Here is a 22,277-nt window from a genome sequence, read left to right as displayed (position 1 = left end):
CGCGCAAAAATAATAACGAGGCAATAATCGATGACCGATGTACGTACACCGGCAGCTGAAAATCCGGCTGCCACCGCCACCACCGTGACGTCCGGCTGGACCCGACACGACACCACCTGGATGCTCGGCCTCTACGGCACGGCCATTGGCGCCGGCACCCTGTTCCTGCCGATCAACGCCGGCGTCGGTGGCTTCTGGCCGCTGATCCTCCTGGCGCTGCTGGCCTTTCCGATGACCTTCTTCGCCCACCGTGGGCTGACGCGCTTTGTGTTGTCGGGCAAATCCGGCGATATCACCGAAGTGGTCGAAGAGCACTTCGGCGTGGGCGCGGGCAAGCTGATCACCCTGCTCTACTTCTTTGCGATCTTCCCGATCCTGCTGGTGTACAGCGTGGCCTTGACCAACACCCTGGGCAGTTTCATGCAACACCAACTGCACATGACACCGCCGCCCCGCGCCGTGTTGTCACTGGTGCTGATCCTCGGCCTGATGGCCATCGTACGCTGCGGCCAGGGGGTGATCGTCAAAGCCATGAGCGTGCTGGTATACCCGTTCGTCGCCGCCCTGCTGTTGCTGGCATTCAGCCTGATCCCCAACTGGAATGGCGCGTTCTTCGCCTCTGCCGCTGAGGGCATGCCGCTGCCGGTGTTCTTCAAGACCTTGTGGCTGGCGATCCCGGTGATGGTGTTCTCGTTCAACCATTCGCCGATCATCTCCGCGTTCGCGGTCGATCAGAAACGCGTGTACGGCCCCCAGGCCGAACGCAAAAGCAGCGGCATTCTCGCCACCGCCCACGGCATGATGGTGCTGACCGTGATGTTCTTCTGCTTCAGCTGTGTACTGGCGCTATCGCCGGCTGACCTGGCCGCCGCCAAGGCGCAGAACATTTCGATCCTGTCGTACCTGGCCAACCACTTCCAGACGCCGGTCATCGCCTACGCCGCGCCCTTGATCGCGCTGGTGGCCATTACCAAATCCTTCCTCGGCCACTACATCGGAGCCAGCGAAGGCTTCCAGGGTCTGATCGTCAAATCCCTGCGCAGCCGCCAGCGCACGCTGTCGTCGAAATGGCTGGAACGCTGCACCGCACTGTTCATGGTGCTCACCTGCTGGGCCGTGGCCACGTTCAACCCGAGCATCCTGGGCATGATCGAAACCCTGGGCGGACCGGTCATCGCATGCCTGCTGTTCCTGATGCCGATGTACGCGATCCGCCGCGTGCCATCCCTGCGCCAGTATTCGGGCCAGGTGTCGAATGTGTTTGTGGTGGTGATCGGGTTGATTGCGCTGTCTGCGATCGTTTTTTCCGTGTTGCCCTGAAATAGGACATGACGCATTTTCCCTGTGAGAGTGGGCTTGCCCGCGATAGCGATCTTTCAGACAAGCATTTGCTGTCTGATACACCGTAATCGCGGGCAAGCCCGCTCCCACAGGAGTATGCGGCACGGCCCTTGCTGTAGCGCTTGGGAGGGAAACGGACTTTGGCCGGTGGTCAGGCAACGCGAACTAATCCCGACATCGGTCGTCAATGACTGCAGGTTCTTATCAGGCGGTACGCACCATGGACAATCCTTTTCAGATCATCACCGACACCTTTACCCCCGACTACCGCGTCAACTTGAGCATCCAACGGCTCGACGGCAGCATCATGCTCACCCTCTCCAATGAGGACGGCGTGGTGGCCAAACGCATGATCAGCGCCGAGCAGCGCAACGACCCGCAGCGGCTCAAGCGCCTGGTACAAAGCATCCAATTCGGCATTGCCATCGAGCAGGGCCACAGTGCCCTGGACATTCTGGCCGTGATGACGGAGGGCGACAGCCACAAACTCTTGCAGCCGCCAGCCTCCCGCACCTTGCCCTTCAGCGTCGGGCTTTAAAGCTCGCCCTTCTCGGTTTCCAGGCTCGCCTCGCCCTTGCGACGCGGGCCTTCGACCTTCACCGACGGAAACGCCGACGACGCATAGCGCACCACCAGAATCGAGAACGCCAACAGCAGAATCCCGCCGCACAGGTAGATGATGCCCAGGTCCGGCGGGTTGTGGTGGGACACGTTGGAGATCAGCAGACGTGTGAGTGCGGTGATCGCCACGTAGATCAGGAAGCGCACCGGCATGTGGTTGGTCTTGAAGTAAATCCCGACCATCGCCCCCAGTTCCAGGTAGATGAACAGCAGCAGGATGTCATCGATCTTGATGTGCCCATTCTCCAGCATCCCCAGGAATTCCATCACCGCCGCCCAGGCGGTCACCGCACCAATGGCGAACAGCGCAAGGTAGTGGAACGATTCGACGAACAGGTTACCCAGGGACTCGGCCAGCTCATGCACGTTCTGGCGCAGCCTTTCGGCCCAGTTGATTTTCACGATGATGCTTCCTTAGGTCGACTCGACCGGATAATGCGGGTTGGACGTGACGGTTGTTCTGCATGCAGAAAAAAGGCCAGAGGCCGATATAGGATGATGGCGGCGTGACATGAGGCACGCCGAACCCGCCATTTAGCGGCTACATTAAAAAACTGCTACCCAAACCCCGGTGGTTTGGCTTAACCTTTTAGCTGTATATAAATACAGTACCGGCAACACCCGAACACAAGGGCCACTCCCCTTCACTACTGCACCCTGATGACGAGGCCAAAAAATGGCTGTTGAAACCCTGTATCGCAGTACCCGCGACTTGGAGACTACATTCGTGGATCGCAAACTTGCCGACGCACACGACCAGATGCTTGAACTGGCAGAGTCTCTGATGGACGTCCTGTTGAAAAACGTCGAAGGCTTGACTGAAAAACAGGCAGAAGATGCCGGTATTTTCATGGCCAAGAACCGCGCAGCGTTCGCGGCGGCGTTCAAGAACAACGCCGCCGCACTGGCGGAAATCGGTCAGCCCGAAGCCGAGTAAGGGGGGCATGCCCCCTTGTTTTCCACCTTTATGTACCACTGTGTATAGGCGCACCGGCGCGACATATTGAGGATACAAATCACCTGTCTACTGGGTCGGCATCCACCTTTCATTGCGAAAGGCAAATGCGCAAACATCTCGGACCCGGAGAACAAAAATGCACACCTCAGCACCGGTTGATCGCCTGCACGTCAACACCTATACCAATGGCCTCATCGGCCCAAGCCAGAAGATGCTCGGCCCGCTCGCCGACGGCGGCACGCTGGTCACCGGGACACCGCCTGGCTGCTGGGGCCCGATGATCACGCCGGCGTTCGAAGGCGGCCATGAAGTGACACAGCCCGTCTTCATCGACGGTGCCGAAGTCGGTGATGCCGTCGCCCTGAAAATCAAGCGCATGCGCGTGACGTCCCAGGCCACATCCTCCGGCGTGATGAGCTTTGTCGAAGGGCGTTATCACGGCGATCCCTTTGTCGCCAAGTTCTGCTCCAACTGTGGGCAGGAACACCCCGCCAGTCATGTCGAAGGCATCGGCGCCGACGCCATTCGCTGCAATGCCTGCGGTGCGGAAGTCAGCGCGTTTCGTTTCAGCCATGGCTACGTCATCGTGCTCGACGACGAGCACCAGGTGAGCCTGACCGTGAACCAGGCCGTGGCCGATCGCCTGGCCGGTCGGGCGCCCGAAATCGCGGCGCTGCCGGAACTGTCCGCACAGCACTCCATTCTGTCCCTGGCCCGCGCCGATATCCCTGGGCTGGCCGCCCATATGCGCCCCTTCCTCGGCAATATTGGCACCACGCCTTCGCGCGACCTGCCGGACTCCCACAACTGCGCCGACTTTGGCCAGTACCTGGTCGGCGCGCCCCACCGCTACGGCATGACGCATGAGCAATTGCATGCGGCAAAAACCGATGGGCATATGGACACCAATTCGGTACGTGAGGGTTGCGTGCTGATCTGCCCGGTGAAAGTGCCGGGCGCCGGCGTTTACATGGGCGATATGCACGCCCAGCAAGGCAATGGCGAGATTGCCGGGCACGCCACCGATGTCTCCGGGGAAACCGAACTCACCGCCCACGTGATCAAGGGCCTGAGCCTCGAAGGCCCGATCCTGCTGCAAAATCTCGATGACCTGCCGCCCATGGCACGCCCGATGACCGCCGAGCAACGGCAACACGTCAAGGCATTGGGCGAGCGCTGGGGGCAGGTCGAAATCGAAGAGAATGGGCCCATTACCTTTATCGGCAGCGGCGCCAACCTCAACCTTGCCACCGACAACGGCCTGGAACGCGCCGCTGCGGTAACCGGGTTGTCCCTGGATGAAGTGCGCAACCGCGCCACGCTCAACGGCTCGATTGAAATCAGCCGATTGCCGGGGACGGTCCGCGTCACGATCCTGTGCCCTATGCATATCCTTGACCGCATCGGGCTGGGCTCACTGGTACGCGAGAAGTACCAGCTCTGACACTTCAGCGGTACAGCAAGCGCTCGGCCAGCTCGTCCGCCACCCGTGCGGGCGAGCGTTTTTCCGCCTGGGCGTGGGCAAAGATTTCCGTCAGGCGTGAACCGATATTCGACAAGTGGGCGGTGATGGTCGCCAGCTCAGCGCCGCCATGCTTGAGCGCCACGTAGATCAAGCCACCGGAATTGATCACGTAGTCAGGCGCATAGAGGATGCCCCGGCCCTCCAACTGATCGGCGACTTGCAGGTTGGTCAATTGCGCACTGGCAGAGCCAGCCACGGCGGCACAGCGCAGTTGACCGACGCTGTGGCGATTGAACACGGCGCCAAGCCCGCAGGGCGCAAGGATATCGCAAGGCGTGCTGAGCAGGGCGTCGTTGGCGATAGGGTGTGCGCCCAGTTGCTCCATGGCCAGTTGAACCTTGCCATGGTCGATGTCGCTGACCAGCAGCTCGGCACCCGCCGCATGCAATTGTTCGGCAAGGGCGTAACCGACATTGCCCAGCCCCTGGACTGCCACACGCAACCCTTCGAGGTTATCGCTGCCCAGACGCGCCATGGCCGTGGTGCGAATGCCGGTGAACACCCCCATCGCCGCATGGGGCGAGGGGTCGCCGGCGGCGGTGGTGCTGGTGACGAAACGGGTTTGTTGGGCGATGCAGTCCATGTCGGCAACTGAAGTGCCACTGTCGATCGCGGTAATGAAGCGGCCATCGAGCTGTTCGATGCAACGACCAAACGCCTCGAACAAGGCCGCGCGGCTTTCCACATGGGCCGGACGCAGGATCACCGCCGTTCCGCCGCCCACCGGCAGACCCGCCAGGGCCGCTTTGTAGCTCATGCCCCTGGCCAGGCGCGCGGCATCGGCCACGGCACTTTCGTCGTCGGGGTAGGAAAGGTAGCGACAACCGCCCAGCGCGGGGCCCAGGCGGCTGTTGTGGATTGCTATGACCGCCTTCAGCCCGGTTACCGGGTCGATGCTCAAGTGCAGCGATTCAAGGCGGGTGCTGTGCATGAGAGCGAACATCGTCAAGCTCCCGAATCACTTCTGGTAGAGGCCCAAGTATAGGCTTGCGGCAGAAAACTGCCGGAGCGCGCTGGAATAAGCCGTGCGGTTTCGCGGGCGCGGCGACATAAGGGAGTGGGAAACTTCTCAAGGTGCTGGACGAAAATTCACGGCAAGGCTAAAACGGGGGCATCCGCCGGAGAACGCAATGAATCCCCGCACAGCCTTTCTCGCCTGCCTGGAACGCTCCCCCCCTGCGCTGTTCGAAGCGGCGCTGTGGATTGCCGCCGAGCATGACCCGGCGGTGCAGCCCTTGGCGATCCTGCAGGATTTCACCGCACTGCAACAGCAGGTCAGCCTGGGGATGCCCATGCTGCCGGCGGATGAACTCGGCCAACCCTTGCTGCGCCGCATGAATGACCTGGGTTTTGCCCAGGACGACTTCACTCCGCTGCGTCCCGCCGCCGCGCTGCTGGACAAGGTATTGCAGCGCAAGCGCGGGCAGCCCCTGGCCATGGGCCTGATCGCCCTGGAGCTGGCGCGCCGCCTGAACATTCCCATGGTGGGCGTGAACTTCCCCGGCCACTTCCTGTTGCGGGTGCCCGGTGCCGATCACTTGCTGGACCCTTGCGGCGGGCGGCGCCTGTATCCCAACGATTGTCGCGAGCTGCTGCAACGCCAATACGGTCCCAACCTCAAGTTACAGGCCGACCACCTGCACACCGCCGACCCGCGCGCGATCCTGCAGCGCTTGTCGCGCAACCTGCGGCAACTGCACCTGTCCAACGACGCCCCGCTGGATGCCCTGATCGACGCCGAGCGCGTACTGGAACTGGGCAACGCCAGCGCCGCCGATTACCTGGCCCGGGCCAGCCTGTACCAGCGCCTGGACTGCCCCAACGCCGAGCGGTTCGATCTGGAGCATGCGCTACTGCTCAGCGAAGACCCGATCCAGCGTCTGCGCCTGACCGAACGCCTCGGGCACCTTCCGCCCAACAGCGTTGTGCACTGACAAGCCAGCTCCCACATTTGATCGGCAGTGAATCAGTGATGTGACGGCGCCTTGAGAATATCCCCATGCAACGGGCTTTTCGGTGGCTCACTCCCCGGCGAGCGCACCTGGATGATCAGCAACGCCGCCATCACCGCCGGAATCGCGCAGAAGAAGAAAATCTGCGCCACCGGAATATGCATCGCCAGCAGCAAACTGCCGAACAACGGCCCCAGGATGGATCCGAACCGCCCCACACCCAGCGCCCAGCCCGTTCCCGTGGCACGCACGTGGGCCGGGTAGAAGTTGCTGGCAAACGCGTTAAGGGTCAGTTGACCACCAATGATGCAAAACCCGGCGGCAAACACACAGGCCACCAGATAGCGGGGGTTGTCATGGTTCAGCCCCAGCAGAATCGTGCACACCGCCGCCGCAGCCAACACACCGGACAGTAGCCGCACCTTGCTTTTCAGTCGGTCGGCAAACCAGGCCATGCCGATGGCGCCCAGGGTGCCGGCGAACAGGAACATCGAGGTCACCAGGTTAGCTTCCTTGAGCACCAGGCCACTTTCCAGCAACAGTGAAGGCAGCCAGCTGATCATGAAATACAGCAGGATCAGGCTGACAAAAAAGGTCGACCAGATAAGCAGCGTGGGACGCGCGTAGCCATTGCGAAACAGCTCCAGCACCGTCAGTTTGCTGCCCTGGGCCTGACGTGTGTCTTGCTCCGTCGCCAGCGGCGGCTGCCAACCCGGCAGCACCTGCGCCGTGACCGCTTGCAACCGGCGATACGGCGGCGCGTCGCGCAGCAGGCGCGGAAGGGATTCGGGCAACAGCCACACCAGGAACGGAAACAGCAGCAAGGGCGTCACGCCACCGGCCAGGAACACCGCCTGCCAACCGAAGCCCTCGATAAACCCGGCAGCCACAAAGCCCCCCGCCGCACCACCGAATGAAAACCCGCAGGCCGCCAGCGTCACCATCAGGGTACGCAAGCGTGGCGGCGAATAGTCCGACATCAATGCCATGGCACTGGGCATCGCACCGCCCATGCCGATGCCACAGATAAAGCGCGCCACCATCAAAGTGCCGAGCGAGTTGGCGAACACCATCAACACCGTGAGGCTGGCGTAGATCAGCACGCAACCCAGCAGGATGCGCCGCACACCAAAACGGTCCGCCAGGGGCGTCACCAACAGCGAGCCCAGGGTCAGCCCCAACAGGTTGGCGCTGAACACCGGACCGAACGCGGCCTTTTCCAGCGCCCAATCCTTGGCCAGTGCTGGCACCACATAGCCCAGCACCTGGGCGTCATAACCATCGGTGACCAGCAGCAAGGCCAGCAACAGAAGAATCAACCACTGGTAACGCGACACCGGGCGGGCGTCGAGTGCCGCACGAAAGCTGGCAATCTGATTGTGCATCGCAAGAACCTGCTTTTATTTTTATGAGCCAAAACGTCAGGCAGCCGGGGTATCCGGCTGGTTGGCAGGATGTGCCTGCACGAACGCCGGGTGCTGTGCTGCCAGCGCCGCGACGCGCCCGATGCGCGGGTAGGCCGCCAGCGGCACCTTGAAGCGTTCGGCGGCGTACAACTGAGGAATCAGGAACACATCGGCCATCCCGGGTTGTTCGCCAAAACAAAAACCCGTGTCGCCGATCAATTGCTCCACCGCCCCCAGGCCCTGACTGACCCAGTGACCGATCCATTCCTGTAGCTGTGCCTCGTCATGTCCCCATTGGCGCAACAGGTTCTGAGTACTGGAGTTATGCAGTGGGTGGATATCGCAGCCGATGATCGACGCTACCGCACGCTCATGGGCACGGGTCGCCAGGTCTTTTGAAAGCAGCGGTGCCTGGGGATAACGCTCTTCCAGGTATTCGATGATCGCCGGTGACTGAATCAGCAACTCGCCGTCATCGGTGCGCAAGGCGGGAACACGGCCCTGGGGGTTGATCGCCAGGTAGGCCGGCTGCCGATTGGCCCCGCCCGCCGGCACCAACAGGTTGACCGGCACGGCCGTGGCATCCAGCCCCTTGAGCGCCAACGCAATGCGCACCCGGTATGACGAAGTGGAGCGGTAGTAGGTGTAGAGTTCCATCGCCCTGCCCTCTTAGCGCGCCGCGATCACAGTGCCCCGGCATTCGCCGAAGCCGATGGAGGCAAAACCTTCGCGACTGCAACGCGCCCGCAGGATGATTTCGTCACCGTCCTCGAGGAACTTGCGCACCTCGCCGGACGGCAGCTCGACCGCTTTCTTGCCACCCTCGGTCATTTCCAGCAGGCTGCCGAGCTGACCCGCCTGCGGCCCGGACAACGTGCCCGAACCGAACAGATCACCCGCTTGCAACTGGCAACCGTTGACGCTGTGGTGCGCCACCAATTGCGCGACCGTCCAGTACATGTGCAGGCTGTTGCTCAAGGCCAGGCGATGGGCCGGCAGGTTCTGTTCACGCATGGCGGCGGTGGTCAGCAGGACTTCCAGTTCAATATCCAGCGCACCGGCGGCCTGATCCCGCTTGTCCAGCAAGTACGACAATGGCTGCGGGTCGCCTTCCGGCCTTGCCGGCTGCGCCTTGCGGAACGGCTCCAGCGCCTCGACGGTCACCACCCACGGAGAAATGGTGGTGATGAAACTCTTGGACAGGAACGGCCCCAGCGGCTGGTATTCCCAAGCCTGGATGTCCCGTGCCGACCAGTCGTTGAGCAGGCAGAAACCCGCGATGTGGTCCGCCGCGTCGCCAATGGCGATCGAGTCGCCCATGGCATTGCCCTGGCCGATCCAGATACCCAGTTCCAGTTCGTAGTCGAGCCGCGCGCAGGGGCCGAAGGTGGGTTCGGTTTGTCCAGCTGGCAGAGTCTGGCCTTTGGGTCGGCGCACGTCGGTGCCCGAGGCGCGAATGGTTGACGCACGGCCGTGGTAGCCAATCGGCACGTACTTGTAGTTGGGCAGCAATGGGTTGTCGGGGCGGAACAGTTTGCCCACGTTTTGCGCATGTTCGATGCCGACGTAGAAATCGGTGTAGTCATTGATCCGCGCCGGTACGTGCATCTGGCAATCGGCGGCACGGTGCAACACCTGGGCCTCACGGGTTTGCAGCTTGCTGCCTTCAGCCAGCAGCTCCAGCAGGCGTTCGCGCAAGGCCACACGCGGGCCACGGCCCAGTTCGAAAAACCCGTTCAATTGGCCACCGGCGGTCGCCTCGACGGCGCGGCGGGCTTCCCCCTGGAATTCATCGAGGGCGGCGTGCAGATCCAGGATCGCATCACCAATCGCCACGCCCGCGCGCGGTGCCGAGCCATTGATGCTGAACACGCCCAGCGGCAGGTTCTGCAGGGGAAAGTCCGAATGACCATTGGCGGAAGCTACCCAACTGCGGGTAAGGGTGGGCTGAGTCATGGTTATCTCCGGTTCGGGTTGAAGGTGACGGGCAGCGAGGCCCAGCACGCGTCGTAAGTGTTTTGCCGTTGCGGGCATTCCAGGGCGAACTGGGTGGGACGCAGCACTTGGCTGGTCTCGAACATGAACGCCATGGTGCTATCGATCTTGTGGGGCGCCAGTTCCGCGTTGATGGCTTTGGTGCAGGTCTCGCCGTCCGGGCCGTGGGCGCTCATGCAACTGTGCAGCGACGCGCCGCCGGGCAGAAAACCCTCGGCCTTGGCGTCGTAGGCGCCGTGGATCAGGCCCATGTATTCGTTCATCAGGTTGCGGTGGAACCACGGTGGGCGGAAGGTGTTTTCAGCCACCATCCAGCGCGGCGGGAAGATCACGAAGTCGAGGTTGGCCAGGCCGTGGGTGCTGGTGGGCGAGGTCAGTACGGTGAAAATGGACGGGTCCGGATGGTCGAAACTTACCGTGCCGATGGTGTTGAAGCGGCGCAGGTCGTACTTGTACGGCACGTTGTTGCCATGCCACGCCACCACGTTGAGCGGCGAATGGTCCAGCTCGCAGGCCCACAGCTCACCGAGGAACTTCTGCACCAGCGTGGTCGGCTTTTGCAGGTCTTCGTAGTGGGCCACCGGGGTGAGGAAGTCTCGCGGGTTGGCCAGGCCGTTGCTGCCGATGGGGCCCAGGTCGGGCAGGCGCAACGGCGCACCGTGGTTTTCCGCGACATACCCGCGCACTTGGGCGTCCAGCAGTTCGACGCGGAATTTAAGACCCCGCGGCAGCACGACGATGTCCAGCGGCTCCACCTCCAGCACGCCCAGTTCGGTGGCGATACGCAGACGGCCTTGCTCGGGAACGATCAACAGTTCGCCATCGGCATTGAAAAACACCCGCTCCATGGAGCGGTTGGCGCGGTAGTGATGAATGCTGATGCCTGAAGGTTTTTCCGACCCGCAATTAGCAACCATCCCTACGAGCCCATCGATGAAGTCTGTCGGCTCGCTCGGAACATCCAACGGGTTCCAGCGCAGGCGATTGGGCGTCACCGGGCCCAACGGGCCACCGGACAATTGCCGTTCAAGCTTGACGAACGCCGGGTGATTGGCCGACGGCTGAATGCGGTACAGCCAGGTACGCCGGGCTTCGCTGCGCGGCATGGTGAAGGCCGTACCGGAGAACAGTTCGGTGTACAGACCGTAAGGGGCTTTTTGCGGGGAGTTCTGGCCGACGGGCAGCGCACCGGGCAGCGCCTCGCTGGCGAATTCATTGCCGAAGCCGGACAGGTATTCGAGGGTCATGGATCATCCTCAGCTCGGAAGTTGTTTTTATCGTAATCCAGTTACGCATAACGTAATTTGATCACTCTCGACCGTCAAGCTATAAAGACGCCCACTTATCTCTCGGATTCTCGCCCTTCCATGGAAAAGCCCCGCGACACCGGTAAACAGAAAGTCCGCTCGGCCGAAGTGGGCACCGACATTCTCAAGGCGTTGGCCGAGCTGTCGCCAGCGACCTCGCTGTCGCGCCTGGCCGACCACGTGCAGATGCCGGCAAGCAAGGTGCACCGCTACCTGCAAGCGTTGATTGCCTCGGGGTTTGCCGAACAGGACACCGCCACCAACCATTACGGCCTGGGCCGCGAAGCGTTGCGCGTGGGCCTGGCGGCGCTGGGCAGCATGGATGTGTTGAAAGTCGGCGCGATGCCCTTGGCGGAGTTGCGCGATGAATTGAATGAAACCTGCTTCCTGGCGGTGTGGGGCAACCAGGGCGCGACCGTGGTGCAGATCGAACCGGCGGTGCGCGCCGTCACGGTGGTCACGCAGTTGGGCTCGGTACTGCCACTGCTCAGCTCCTCCACCGGACTGGTGTTCAGCGCCTACCTGCCCACCCGGGAAACCGTGGAATTGCGCGAGCGCGAGGTCCAGGCCGGACTCGCTCACGCCCTGGCGGACGACCAGGCCTACGCCACTGCGTGCGAGCAGATCCGCCGCCGTGGCCTGCATTTTGTGCATGGTTTGTTGATGCCGGGGGTGGATGCGCTCTCAGCGCCAGTGTTCAATGCCATCGGCCAGGTGGCGGCGGTAATGACCGTGGTCGGCCCGACCTCGCTGTTCCACGCCGACGAAGACGGCCCGGCGGCGCAGCGTTTGCTGGCCGCCACCCGCGCCGTGAGCTGGCGCATGGGCTATCAGCCCTGAGCTAGTCGTGCCATTGGGTCAGGGCCAGCGCCACACGATTCTCCAGCGCGCGGACCGGCGCGGCATCGCTGAGGTAGTTATTGCTCACCATCGAGAACACCAGGCGTCGCCCGCTGGCGTCGGTGATATAGCCGCTCAACGACGACACGCCGGCCATGGAACCGGTCTTGGCGTGCAGGTTGTTTTCCGCCGCTGTGTCACGCAGGCGGTAGCGCAGGCTGCCACCGGTCATGCGGTCAGGGTTGCCGGCGATCGGTAAAGCGTTGTACCAGGCGTCAAACCACGGCTGCCGGGACGTGGCCAGCAGCAAATCGGTAAGGGTTTGCGACGACACCAGGTTGCGCCGCGACAAGCCTGAGCCATCGACCTGACTGAGCGTCATCGGGTCCAGGCCCTGGCGCCGCATGAAATCCGCCACCGCCGCGACACCGGCCTGTGCTGTCCCGGCATTGGACACCTTGCGGCCCATGGCCTTGAGCAAGACCTCGGACATGTTGTTGTTCGATAGTTTGAGCAGCGGCGTGATCAACGTTTGCAGCGGTGCCGAGCGATGCTCGGCCAACACCGTGGCCGTCGCCGGGCTGGCGCCGCCGATCACCCGACGGCCCAGCACCTTGATCCCCTGCTGCGCCAACGTCTGTTCGAACAGGTTCGCCACCAGTTGCGTCGGCTCCCACACACTCACCCATTGCCGGTTCTGCTTGCCCGGCGCCAATGCCCCGCTGAGTTGCAGCAGGTTGGTGCCGTGCTGGCGGGTGATCGCATAGCTGTTGCCGGGGCCGCTGACGGCGCGGTTGTTGAGTTGCACGTAATCGGTGGACGGGCTCACCACCACGCTCACCGGCTGCCCCGCCATGACCGGCGCCTTCGCCGTTACCTGCAGAGTGCCGGCATCGAAGTCCGTATTGGGCGACACGGTCAGCGCGGAAATCTGCGCACCGTAGTAGGTGCTTTCGTCGTCCTGCGACCAGTCCACACCCAGCCGTTCGCCATCGAACCAGGTGTCATCGAACACCAGATCGCCCTGCACCTGCCGCACGCCCTGGCTCGCCAGTTGCGCGGCCAAGGCCTGGTAATCGGCGAACTGCAAGGTCGGGTCGCCCAGGCCGCGCAGGTACAGGTTGCCGGCCAGAACCTCACCTTGCTGGCGGCCATTGCTCAGCAACTGGGTGGAAAAACGATAATCAGGGCCCAACACCTCCATCGCCGCCGCAGTCGTCAGCAACTTGAGATTGGAGGCAGGGATCAACCGCGTGCGCGGATTGTGTTGATACAACGTACTGCCGCTGCGGGCATCGCGCACCGTCAGCGAGACCGTAGCGCCATTGAGCACCGGGTCAGTCAGCAAGTGCTCCAGGGTTGCCGAGGTGGAGGTCGGTGAAACGCTGGCACAGCCCCCCAGTAAAAAACTCAAGCCCGCCAGCATCGCGCTGGCATGCATCCGTCTTCCCAACTGCATCAGTACCGTTTTCCGCAAAACCTTCAGTGGTGGCCACGCTAACAGCTCCACCCCTTTGTTGCGAGCGGGCAAGCCTGCTCACCACAAAAGCACCAGCACAAACAAAGCTCTCTGTAGTGAGCGGGCTTGCCGAATCGTCGTACCGCCCGCGCCGGGGCGCGAAGCACCCCCAATAGCAACACCGCGATTCAACCGCAAAATCGCAGCCGCAGGTCTTGGGGCCGCTGCGCAGCCCAGCGCAGGGCAAGCCTGCTCACTACAATAAGTACCGTTAGAACGTGAGGGTGCTGGACACCGACACCTGCCGCGCATCACCGATGGAAACGAACTGCGTATTCACCGATGAGGTGTAGTAAGTGCGGTCGAACAGGTTCTTCACATTCAGCTGGAACTTGACCTTTTGCCCATCGATTTTGGTGTCGTAAGTAGCGAACGCATCGGCCACGGTGTAGCTCGGCAGCTCAAAGCTGTTGGCTGCGTCTCCTGCCCGCTCGCCCACATACCGCGCCCCCGCGCCGACCCGCAGTTGGTCGCCGCCCAGAATGCTGCCGACGTCATACACCGCCGACAGCGAACCGGTATTTTTTGCCACGTTCTGCAGGCGATTGCCTTTAAAGGCGGGGTCTTGCGTCACCTCGGCGTCGGTGTAGGCATAGCTGCCGATCAGGCTCCATTTGTCGGTCAATTGCCCGCTGGCGTCCAGTTCCAGACCACGGGAGCGCACCTTGCCGGCAACGCTGTAGACCGAGGCCAGTCCATCACCGACCTGCACCAGCACGTTGCGTTTCTCGATGTCGAAGAGGGCCGCGCTCGCCGTGATGCGCCCCGGCAGGTCGAACTTGCTGCCCAGCTCCCAGGCCTTGGATTGTTCCGGCTCGAGACTGCCGTCGAGTACGCTTTTGTTCGCCAGCGGTGCGATGGTGGAGTTGGGTTTGAACGACTCCGTGTAGCTGCCGTAGAACGACAGCTCATCGGTATAGCGATACACCAGCCCCGCGCGCGGCACCCATTTCTGGCCGTTGCCGTCAGTGTTGGCGGTGAACGGTACGCCCTTGCCGGCATATTGGTCGTACATCTGGTAGCGCGCGCCGCCCACCAGGATCCACTGGTCGTTCAAATGAATCGCATCCTGGAAGAACAGCGAATCACTGCGCAACAGGTCGGTCTGGTTGCTGTCCGGGGCGCTGACGTTGGTGCCCGCCACCTCGTTGCCATACACCGGGTTGTTGTAGTTGAAGACACCGCGCGGCGCCTGGCGAATCAGGTCGGCCCGGTAGATTTTGCGGTACTCGTCGTCCAGACCGAACACCAGGTCGTGCTGCATGCCCGCGAGGTTGACCTTGCCCTCAAGGCTCGTGGTGGCGAAACGGTCAGTGGTCAGCGCGCCCTGGGTACCGTCCATGCTGCGGGTGAGGGTGCCGTTGGTGTTGACCTTGACCACCCGCACCTGGCTGGCATCGTACGTCTCACGGTTCCAGCTGTAGCCGAAGTGGACTTTCCAGTCATCGTTCAAGTCGTGGTCGACTTCGAGACGATACAGGTCGGAACGGCCCTCCATGTTGTTGAACGGCTCATCCAGGCGACGGGTCGCGGGGATGTTCAGCGGGTGATTGGTCTTGGGGTCGATGGCGGTGCCCCGGTCGAACGGCGAGAGAAATTCGCGGTGTTCGTAGGCGAAAACCACTTTGGTGGTATCGCCGTACCAGGCCAGGGAAGGTGCGATCAGGCTCTCGCGGTGGGTGCCGTAGTTGCGCCAGTAGTCTTCATCTTCATGATCGACGATCAGGCGATACGCCAGGCCGCTGTCACCGATAGGCCCGGTGGTGTCGAGGTTGCCGCCGCTGCCGTTCTTGCCGTCACCGAAGGTCGAGCCACGCGCCGTGAGCGAGGTGGACTGCACCAGTTCGGGCTTTTTACTGACGATGTTGATGACGCCGCCCGGGTCCTGGATACCGTACAACAACGAGGCCGGCCCCTTGAGCACTTCGACGCGCTCAGCCGTGGAATTCAACGCCCGGCCCTGCACGATGGGCATGCCGTCCTGCATGATCGAACCGTTACGGTTATCGCCAAAGCCGCGCAGCATCACCGCGTCCTGGGTGCTGCCGAGGGTGTTGGCCTGGGTGATGCCGCTGATATTGCCCAGGGCGTCATCCAGGTTGCGCGGTTGTTGATCGCGCAGCACTTGGGCGGGCACCACGTTGACGGTTTGCGGGGTTTCCAGCAGCAAGCCGTGGGAACGCATGACCGAGCTGGTAGGCGGCGGCTGATAGCTGGTGGTGTCTTGCGTCGGGTTGGCGCCGCTGATGGTGGTGGCACCCAGGTTGACGGCACCGTCGGTGGGCACCGGCTCCAGGGCCAGGGTGCGGGCGTCGATCTGGCGGAAGGTGAAACCGGAGTTGCTCAGCAGGCGTTGCAAAGCCTGGGTTGCGCTCATCTGCCCGCTGACCGCCGGGGCGCTCAAGCCGTACGGCGCTTCATCGGTGTAGATCACGCTGATCCCGGTCACCCGGCTGAACTCGCTCAATGCCTGGGGCAGCGGCTTGGCTGCCAGGGCGAAGGTGAACTGGGCGCTTTGCTGCTCCTGCGCCCGCGCCACGCTCAAGGGCAGCAACGCCAGCCCCGATACCGCCAATACCGAGGCTCCCAGCCACTGTTTAACCCAACCGCCCGCCGTCGACTTCATGCTCTGAGAACCCGTGTAGAAAACGCTGTTAATGCGAATTGATCGCAGTTTCAAGCACTACACGGATGGGCCGGCGGTTTACCTCACCTTTCTTTGCAAAATATTTTTTCATTGCGCCTGAAGGCGAAAACCCAGACGCGGGAAGTGCACGTGCACGGTGCCGGCGCGCTCGTCACTGCGACGCAGGATCAGCTCCTCACGGCCGGCAAACAGCAACTCGCCAACCACCGGATCGGTGCCGTAGTCAGTGGCGCAAATAGCCACCTGCTGACCCGCCTTGAAGCCGTTCAAGTCCTCAAAGGCTTCATCGGGCAACACCGCCGGGCTGGCGAGACGAGCCACTTCCAGGGCCTGCTCGGCGCTCATCGACGTCGAGGTGCCATGGCCGAACCCCAACACCCGGTCCAGCCAGGCAGCGACCGCCGGATAAGCATCCACCAGGGGCGCAGTCACGGCGGTGCCCTTGAGAAACCACAAAGGATGGGCCAGGGCGAAGTCGGCGATGGACGGTTCGCCAAACAGGAAATCCCCCGCCTGATGGCGCAATTGCTGATCGATGCGACTGATGATCGCCGGCCATTGATGCCTGGCCTGGTCCAGTTGCAGGCGACTCGCCGTCCCCCCACTGAACAGCTTGGTGCGGTCAGCCACCAGTGCCTGGATCATTTCCGGCGGCACCTTGGCAAATTTCACCGCCAAAGATTCAGGCTGGAACACCAGCGCGACGGCATGGGAAAACACCAGCGTGTCCGCCCAGGCGGCGAAACCCTGGGCCACCAGTGCCTGGCCTTGGGGAAACAGCGTCGGGCCGGCTTTCTCTTGTTCAAGGCGACGGGCAATCAGCGCAGTGTCGCAGTAGATATCGGCGCCTACCTGCAACACCGGCGTCTTGCGATAGCCACCCGTCAACGCCGTGAGGTCAGGCTTGGGCAACATCGGCGGGATGTGCACGGAGTGCCAGGACAGGCCTTTGAAGCCCAGCAACAGGCGGGCTTTTTCAGCGAAAGGGGATTGCGGGTAGTGGTGCAGGATCAACTCGGACATGCCAGGCTCCGCTTGAGAAGTGAGCCGCCAGCTTAGCCTGCAAAAACGCCCGTGGGTGTAATTGAAACCCATCAGTCAAATTGATGAGCCGGTTGCCGCCAGGCACTCCTTGGCGCTCTTCTTGAGCTTCTTGATCAGGCGTTCCTGACGCAACGCCTCGCCCTTGCTCGCGCACTGCTCGGTGTACACCAGCGCCACCGCCGGGCTGGACAGGAAAAACCGCGCGCCCTTGCCGCTCTGGTGCATGGCAAAACGGCGCACCGGGTCATTGCTGATGCCACAGTACAGTGAGCCATTGGCGGCGCGTACCAGGTAGACAAACCAGGGTTTGGGTTCAGAAGTGTCAGTCACAGGTCGAGCCGGCAAAACCAGAAGAGCATCCAGTTTATCAACGACTGGCCTGGAATGCCTTCAAACCACGCAGGGCTTGGGTGCGCACGGCGTTTTTCACCAGCGGTGTCCAACCCAGCAACAAACCTTTGGTGCCCAGCGCCTGACGCGACCAGCGCCACAGATCGAAGCTGTCATGGTGTTCGCAGATCTTGCCGTCGCGAAACACGAAGCGCGCCTGGATATCGTTGACCACCGTGTTGCCAGTGGCACTGAACAGGTAGGTCGCGACCCAATGCGCGCCGCCGCCGCGCTCATCGCTGCGCACACTGTCGAAGGTCAGGGAAAAGTCCTTGGCGCGGGTGGTGAGCATGCGCCACATGTCACCGGCATCACGCCCGCGCAGTTCACCGAAAGCCGGATCGCTGAAGACCACGTCGTCGGTGTAGCAGGCCGCCATGGCTTCGGCATCAAGGCGCTGGAACGCTTCATAGAAACGGGTGATCAGGGTGGTGTGGGCATCACTCATGGGCAAGCTCCGATCGCTAGGGTTATCCGGTCGCACGATAGTCTGCCTACGGGCGCAAAGCCATGCCCATTTGCGGGGGAAATGGAGAAGGTGTGATGCAACGCAAACCACTCTGAATGATACGGCGGCGCCCGCCATTCGTTTAACAACTGCCTGAACACGCTCAACGCTTTATCTATTACCCGTGCAAGCCAGCAACTTGAATCCCAATAAGTTGGTCAACTAAGGCACCATCCCAACCTCCCGTGCATATGCAAACAGATCTACATCGGTAGATATACACAGCCTGTGCATCGCTGTGCTCTTTTGTTTGCTGATAGTTGAGATACTGCGATTGACTCTCGCCGCAATCTGGCTGACGGTCATACCGCTGGCGAGCATGCGCACGACTTCCTGTTCCTTGCCGGAGAGTGTCGGCGTCTGGGTCGGTTGCGAACCACACACCTGGTCCAATTGCACACGCAGGCACTCACTGACAAATTGTCGGCCCTGCACCACGGCATTCAGCGCCTGGGGCAACTCCCTGGCGGAGGCACTTTTGGCGATCACACCTCGCGCACCATGACTGAACGCTGCGCGCAGCGTAGCGACATTGGCAAACATGGTCACCAGCACAACCGGTAATGTCGGGTATCTTCGGTTCAGCAAACCCAACAAGCCATACCCATCGGCCTGCTGATTTCCCGGCATGGCGAAGTCGGTCACTATCACATCGCAGGGTACACGGTTGACCAACTCCAACAATTGATCGGGCCCGTCGGCTTCGGCAACAACTTTGCACTTGCCACTTGCCTCAATCACCACTTTTTGCCCAACACGAACAATGGGGTGATCGTCAGCAATAATGATGCGGATCATTGGTTTTTCCATGATGGCAGTTTGAGACTGGCAAAATACCCCGATCGCTATTCTGCAACAACAGGCAATAACTCATCATTAAGCGCGCCACCCCGTATTTAAAGCACCACGAACTAATACCTACACAATTAAGAGAAATGGAATACAGAAAAGTACTACACAATAAAGTATGTATTCCTTCAAAGTTGCGTAAGATAATTCAGGTACCGCTCGACATCGTGACAGAACGCTCTCAATGCCGGTGTGTTTATTGCCACACCGTTTACCTGCACCCGTTTGATCAGGTCCACCGCCCTCGCATCCAGGCCAGTCGCCCCCAAAAACGCGACACTGCCCACTAACCGGTGCAAACGTTGGGCAGCCATAGTCGCGTCCTGAGTGGCCTGCGCGTGAGCCAGCACGGCGAGGTCCGCATCGGCCTCCTGAACCAGACTCAGCAACAGCGGCTCCACAACCTCCCACGTACCAAACGCCTCGATCAAACTGACGCGACTGGGCACAGTGCCACCGGGCAAAGCCGCAGCCCCTGCGGGTAGCCCCGCCGAAGGCAAGGGCTTCGGCGACGCCAGCCAGTAGCACAGCACTTCACGCAACTGGGCAAACCCTATGGGTTTGATCAGCCAGCCGTCCATTCCACAGGCCACACACTGGCGGATTTCTTCCGGCCCCAGGCCGCCTGTCAGCCCCAGAACAACCAGGGGAAGCCGCCCCTGGGCCTGCTCACGCATTCGCAATTCGCGAGTCAGGGCGTACCCGTCCATCACCGGCATGCGGCAGTCACTGATCATCAGGTCGAAACACTCGGTAGTCAGCCGTTGCAGAGCCTCTTGACCATTGCAACAACACTGATAAGCGACGCCGAGTCGTTCCAGCAGCGAACCCAGCAGAAAACGATAGGCTGGGTGGTCATCCACTACGAGAACACGCGCCCGAGACACATCGACATCAGAAAATGAATCGCTCGAATCGCGTGCAAAAAACTGACCAGGCATGGCGCCCTCGAAAAGGGCGATCAGTTCGCCCGGACTTTTCGCGACAGGACAATGACCCCAATCCTTATTAAGGGATCCGGGCAATCAAAGATCGCGAAAAATATCCGAATACATAGCCGTCAGCGATACAACAACTACGACAACACCCAATAAAACCTATTACTCCAACAACTCCGCCTCCTTCTGTCATTGCCACCCTGTCATTCGTATTAGTTGCATTTCCCGCCCTGTATCCCGGCGATAAATTCTCCCCCGCTTTCCCTGTAACGGCGCGTGCCCTCAATAAACATAAAACCCTGGGCAACTTCACCGCGCCGACCTGCCTCCCTGGCCCTTGCATAGGAATACCGTTCATATGAAAGACTCACTCATCGCCCTCGCCGGCGTTTTGCTGATAGCCCACGGCACACTCGCGCTGGCCGCAAGCTCCGTGGATCTGACCGTCAAAGGCGCTATCACCCCTAGTGCTTGCGCCCCAAGCCTGAGCAATGGAGGGAACGTGGACTACGGAAAAATCTCCGCCAAAGACCTCAAACCCATTGGCTACACCGATCTGCCCAAATTCACGTTTCAGCTGTCGGTCAGTTGCGAAGCGGCAACCCTGTTCGCCGTCATACCAAAAAATAACCGACCGGCTTTGCCCTATATGGGCAACCCCTCCGTGTATGGCCTGGGCGTGGTCAACGGCGATGAGTTGGTGGGGGTCTACTTTCTGGACGTCGAAAACATCCAGGCTGACGGTAACAACGTCCACCCGCTCAAATCTGCCGATAACGGCCAGAGCTGGAACCTGATTCCACCAGGATTCCCTTGGGAGCCGGAAACCTTTACCGGCTTTGGTAAAAATGTTTCAGGCGTCCTGGCCCCCGTTCAAATGCAGGAACTGGCATTGGACCTTATCGTCTGGCCCCTGATATCGCCGGTGGACGGACTGACCCTGACCGGCAGCGTTCCACTGGACGGTTCCGCCACGCTTGAGTTGCGCTACCTATGAGCCGCCTTCTTCTGCTCCCGCTGCCGGTGTAGCCACCCAATGGCCGCCAGCCGTGCCGGGCTTGGCCGCTCGCGGCCCCCTTACCCTGGATCGCGAAGCGCCGCTGGACCTGATTTACCTGCAGTGCCTTCCCCTTAACCCGACCACAAGGAATTGTGCCCATGGATAGACCCACCCTCGCCCTCCTGCTAGCCGCCCTTGCGCCTGGCGTGTTCGCGGCCAGTAGTACGGACCTGAGCGTCTCCGGGACCATTACGCCCAGTGCCTGCGCCCCCGTGCTGTCGAACGGTGGCGTGATCGACCACGGCAAGATGACCTCCAAGGACCTGCAACCCAGCACCCCCACACTGCTCGATCCGGCCGAGATGCGCCTTGAAGTGCAGTGCGAGGGTGAGACCTTTTTTACCTTGACCACCGTGGATAACCGCGCGGGCACCTCCGCCATCAACCCGAGGCACCACGGCCTGGGCATGACCGCCGAGAAAGAAAAACTGGGCAGCGTGGCGTTTTCGCTGTTCGACCCGGTGGCCGATGACAAACCGGTCAAGGTCATCACTTCAAGCAACGGCGGCGCCAACTGGGCCGCCTCGATCTACCTGGGGCATGAGGCACTGACCTCGTTTGCGGCCCTCGACGGCCCCAACACGCCCATCGCCCTGAAAACCCTGAATGCCCGCCTGCGCGCATTCACCATCATCGTGCCCGCCACCGACCTGACCCTGCTTGATGAGGTGCCACTGGACGGCCAGGCCACGCTGCAACTCAAGTACTTGTGACCCGTTTCCCTCAACTTGCCTTGATAGGAGCAACACCATGAAATCCCTGAATGCCCTGATCGCCACCCTGCTGCTCACCGGGACCGGCACTGCCCTCGCCGCCTCCAGCGTGGACCTGACCGTGCGCGGGTTGATCACCCCAAGTGCCTGCGAGCCGACACTGTCCGGCGGCGGCAATGTGGACGTCGGCAAGATTTCGGCCAAGGACCTCAATGCCGATAAAGAAACCTCGCTGGCGAGACACACCCTGCAACTGACCGTCACCTGTGACGCCGCCACATTGATGGCCATTGAGCCCAAGGACAACCGTGCGGGCTCGACTTCCTATACCGACGACGGCACTTTCGGCCTGGGCCTGGTCAATGGCACTGAAAAGCTGGGCTACTTCGACATGACCATAGAATCAGCGGTGGCCGATGGCGTCGATGTGAGACCCATTACGTCGCAAGACAGTGGCCTGACCTGGACACCCCAACGCTACCTGCTCAACAACGGCATCACCTCCGTCGCCGACAGCGCCACCGTCGCACCCGTTCCGCTGCAATCGCTGGTGACCGAGTTGATGGTCCGGCCCTACATTGCCCCGGCCAACAGCCTGACCCTGACCGAGGAAGTGCCGATCGACGGCTCGACGACCCTGACCGTCAAGTACCTGTAATGGAAA

Annotated in this window: 22 protein-coding genes; 9 read left to right on the top strand and 13 right to left on the bottom strand. The window is 61.6% G+C overall.

Annotated features, from left to right (window positions below; translation table 11 throughout):
* Positions 1-30 precede the first annotated feature (30 nt).
* Both ACW9IN_RS17800 and ACW9IN_RS17795 read left to right on the top strand, forming a co-directional pair.
* A complete protein-coding gene (locus ACW9IN_RS17800; protein WP_457367117.1) occupies positions 31-1,320 on the top strand; it encodes a serine/threonine transporter in 1,290 nt (429 codons plus the stop codon).
* Positions 1,321-1,561: 241 nt separating this feature from the next.
* Positions 1,562-1,879 (top strand): DUF3509 domain-containing protein, encoded by a 318-nt coding sequence (locus ACW9IN_RS17795; protein ID WP_457367116.1) that lies wholly within the window; start codon positions 1,562-1,564, stop codon positions 1,877-1,879.
* Here ACW9IN_RS17795 and ACW9IN_RS17790 read toward each other — a convergent pair.
* Complete coding sequence (locus ACW9IN_RS17790; protein WP_457367115.1) at positions 1,876-2,364, bottom strand: phosphate-starvation-inducible protein PsiE; 489 nt, start codon at positions 2,362-2,364, stop codon at positions 1,876-1,878. The genes ACW9IN_RS17795 and ACW9IN_RS17790 overlap by 4 nt on opposite strands.
* Positions 2,365-2,638: 274 nt before the next feature.
* Between ACW9IN_RS17790 and ACW9IN_RS17785 the strand changes: the two genes are divergently transcribed.
* Complete coding sequence (locus ACW9IN_RS17785; RefSeq protein ID WP_457367114.1) at positions 2,639-2,899, top strand: YebG family protein; 261 nt, start codon at positions 2,639-2,641, stop codon at positions 2,897-2,899.
* Positions 2,900-3,056: 157 nt separating this feature from the next.
* A complete protein-coding gene (locus tag ACW9IN_RS17780) occupies positions 3,057-4,364 on the top strand; it encodes an acetamidase/formamidase family protein (protein WP_457367113.1) in 1,308 nt (435 codons plus the stop codon).
* Positions 4,365-4,368: 4 nt separating this feature from the next.
* On the opposite strand, the gene ACW9IN_RS17775 is transcribed toward ACW9IN_RS17780, so the two are convergent.
* The gene (locus tag ACW9IN_RS17775) at positions 4,369-5,388 is read right to left on the bottom strand and encodes a Leu/Phe/Val dehydrogenase (RefSeq protein ID WP_457367112.1); all 1,020 of its coding nucleotides are present in this window, start codon (positions 5,386-5,388) and stop codon (positions 4,369-4,371) included.
* 187 nt (positions 5,389-5,575) lie between these two features.
* Between ACW9IN_RS17775 and ACW9IN_RS17770 the strand changes: the two genes are divergently transcribed.
* Entirely contained in the window at positions 5,576-6,379 is an 804-nt protein-coding gene (locus ACW9IN_RS17770; protein ID WP_457367111.1) for a SirB1 family protein, read from the top strand.
* 32 nt (positions 6,380-6,411) lie between these two features.
* Here ACW9IN_RS17770 and ACW9IN_RS17765 read toward each other — a convergent pair whose 3' ends face one another.
* Genes ACW9IN_RS17765 through hmgA form a run of 4 tightly spaced genes read right to left on the bottom strand, consistent with a single transcriptional unit; the run spans position 6,412 to position 11,045 of the window.
* Positions 6,412-7,782 carry an MFS transporter gene (locus ACW9IN_RS17765; RefSeq protein ID WP_457367110.1) on the bottom strand — a complete coding sequence of 457 codons (1,371 nt, stop codon included), beginning with the start codon at positions 7,780-7,782 and terminating at the stop codon, positions 6,412-6,414.
* A 36-nt stretch (positions 7,783-7,818) separates the two neighbouring features.
* Positions 7,819-8,460: a maleylacetoacetate isomerase gene (gene maiA / locus ACW9IN_RS17760; protein ID WP_457367109.1), complete on the bottom strand. Its 642-nt coding sequence runs from the start codon at positions 8,458-8,460 to the stop codon at positions 7,819-7,821.
* A 12-nt stretch (positions 8,461-8,472) separates the two neighbouring features.
* The gene (gene fahA / locus ACW9IN_RS17755; protein WP_457367108.1) at positions 8,473-9,759 is read right to left on the bottom strand and encodes a fumarylacetoacetase; all 1,287 of its coding nucleotides are present in this window, start codon (positions 9,757-9,759) and stop codon (positions 8,473-8,475) included.
* Positions 9,760-9,761: 2 nt separating this feature from the next.
* Positions 9,762-11,045: a homogentisate 1,2-dioxygenase gene (hmgA, locus tag ACW9IN_RS17750; protein WP_457367107.1), complete on the bottom strand. Its 1,284-nt coding sequence runs from the start codon at positions 11,043-11,045 to the stop codon at positions 9,762-9,764.
* 120 nt (positions 11,046-11,165) lie between these two features.
* Here hmgA and ACW9IN_RS17745 point away from each other — a divergent pair, with 120 nt between their 5' ends.
* Positions 11,166-11,945: an IclR family transcriptional regulator gene (locus tag ACW9IN_RS17745; protein WP_457367106.1), complete on the top strand. Its 780-nt coding sequence runs from the start codon at positions 11,166-11,168 to the stop codon at positions 11,943-11,945.
* Between the two features lies 1 nt (position 11,946).
* Here the strand turns inward: ACW9IN_RS17745 and dacB are convergent, their stop codons facing one another.
* The 7 genes from dacB to ACW9IN_RS17710 all read right to left on the bottom strand — a co-directional run bounded on the left by dacB (position 11,947) and on the right by ACW9IN_RS17710 (position 19,843).
* Entirely contained in the window at positions 11,947-13,404 is a 1,458-nt protein-coding gene (gene dacB, locus ACW9IN_RS17740) for a D-alanyl-D-alanine carboxypeptidase/D-alanyl-D-alanine endopeptidase (protein WP_457367105.1), read from the bottom strand.
* A gap of 271 nt (positions 13,405-13,675) precedes the next feature.
* Positions 13,676-16,090: a TonB-dependent siderophore receptor gene (locus ACW9IN_RS17735; RefSeq protein WP_457367104.1), complete on the bottom strand. Its 2,415-nt coding sequence runs from the start codon at positions 16,088-16,090 to the stop codon at positions 13,676-13,678.
* Positions 16,091-16,198: 108 nt separating this feature from the next.
* Positions 16,199-17,134 carry a glutathione S-transferase family protein gene (locus tag ACW9IN_RS17730; protein ID WP_457367103.1) on the bottom strand — a complete coding sequence of 312 codons (936 nt, stop codon included), beginning with the start codon at positions 17,132-17,134 and terminating at the stop codon, positions 16,199-16,201.
* A 75-nt stretch (positions 17,135-17,209) separates the two neighbouring features.
* Entirely contained in the window at positions 17,210-17,485 is a 276-nt protein-coding gene (locus ACW9IN_RS17725) for a GIY-YIG nuclease family protein (RefSeq protein WP_017255917.1), read from the bottom strand.
* 37 nt (positions 17,486-17,522) lie between these two features.
* Positions 17,523-17,993 carry a nuclear transport factor 2 family protein gene (locus ACW9IN_RS17720; RefSeq protein WP_457367102.1) on the bottom strand — a complete coding sequence of 157 codons (471 nt, stop codon included), beginning with the start codon at positions 17,991-17,993 and terminating at the stop codon, positions 17,523-17,525.
* A gap of 222 nt (positions 17,994-18,215) precedes the next feature.
* Positions 18,216-18,851: a response regulator gene (locus ACW9IN_RS17715; RefSeq protein ID WP_457367101.1), complete on the bottom strand. Its 636-nt coding sequence runs from the start codon at positions 18,849-18,851 to the stop codon at positions 18,216-18,218.
* Between the two features lie 179 nt (positions 18,852-19,030).
* Positions 19,031-19,843: a response regulator gene (locus ACW9IN_RS17710; protein ID WP_457367100.1), complete on the bottom strand. Its 813-nt coding sequence runs from the start codon at positions 19,841-19,843 to the stop codon at positions 19,031-19,033.
* A 355-nt stretch (positions 19,844-20,198) separates the two neighbouring features.
* On the opposite strand from ACW9IN_RS17710, the gene ACW9IN_RS17705 reads away from it, so the two are divergent.
* From ACW9IN_RS17705 to ACW9IN_RS17695, 3 genes are all read left to right on the top strand, one after another.
* On the top strand, positions 20,199-20,837 hold the full coding sequence (locus tag ACW9IN_RS17705) for a DUF1120 domain-containing protein (RefSeq protein WP_457367099.1): 639 nt from the start codon (positions 20,199-20,201) through the stop codon (positions 20,835-20,837).
* A gap of 161 nt (positions 20,838-20,998) precedes the next feature.
* Complete coding sequence (locus ACW9IN_RS17700; RefSeq protein ID WP_457367098.1) at positions 20,999-21,613, top strand: DUF1120 domain-containing protein; 615 nt, start codon at positions 20,999-21,001, stop codon at positions 21,611-21,613.
* A 37-nt stretch (positions 21,614-21,650) separates the two neighbouring features.
* Entirely contained in the window at positions 21,651-22,271 is a 621-nt protein-coding gene (locus ACW9IN_RS17695) for a DUF1120 domain-containing protein (protein WP_457367097.1), read from the top strand.
* The last annotated feature ends 6 nt before the right edge of the window (positions 22,272-22,277 follow it).

It is taken from the genome of Pseudomonas sp. SDO5271_S396 (assembly GCF_054071795.1).
The sequence above is the reverse complement of the archived record's forward strand: the minus strand, read 5'-3'. Positions and strand labels throughout refer to the sequence as shown.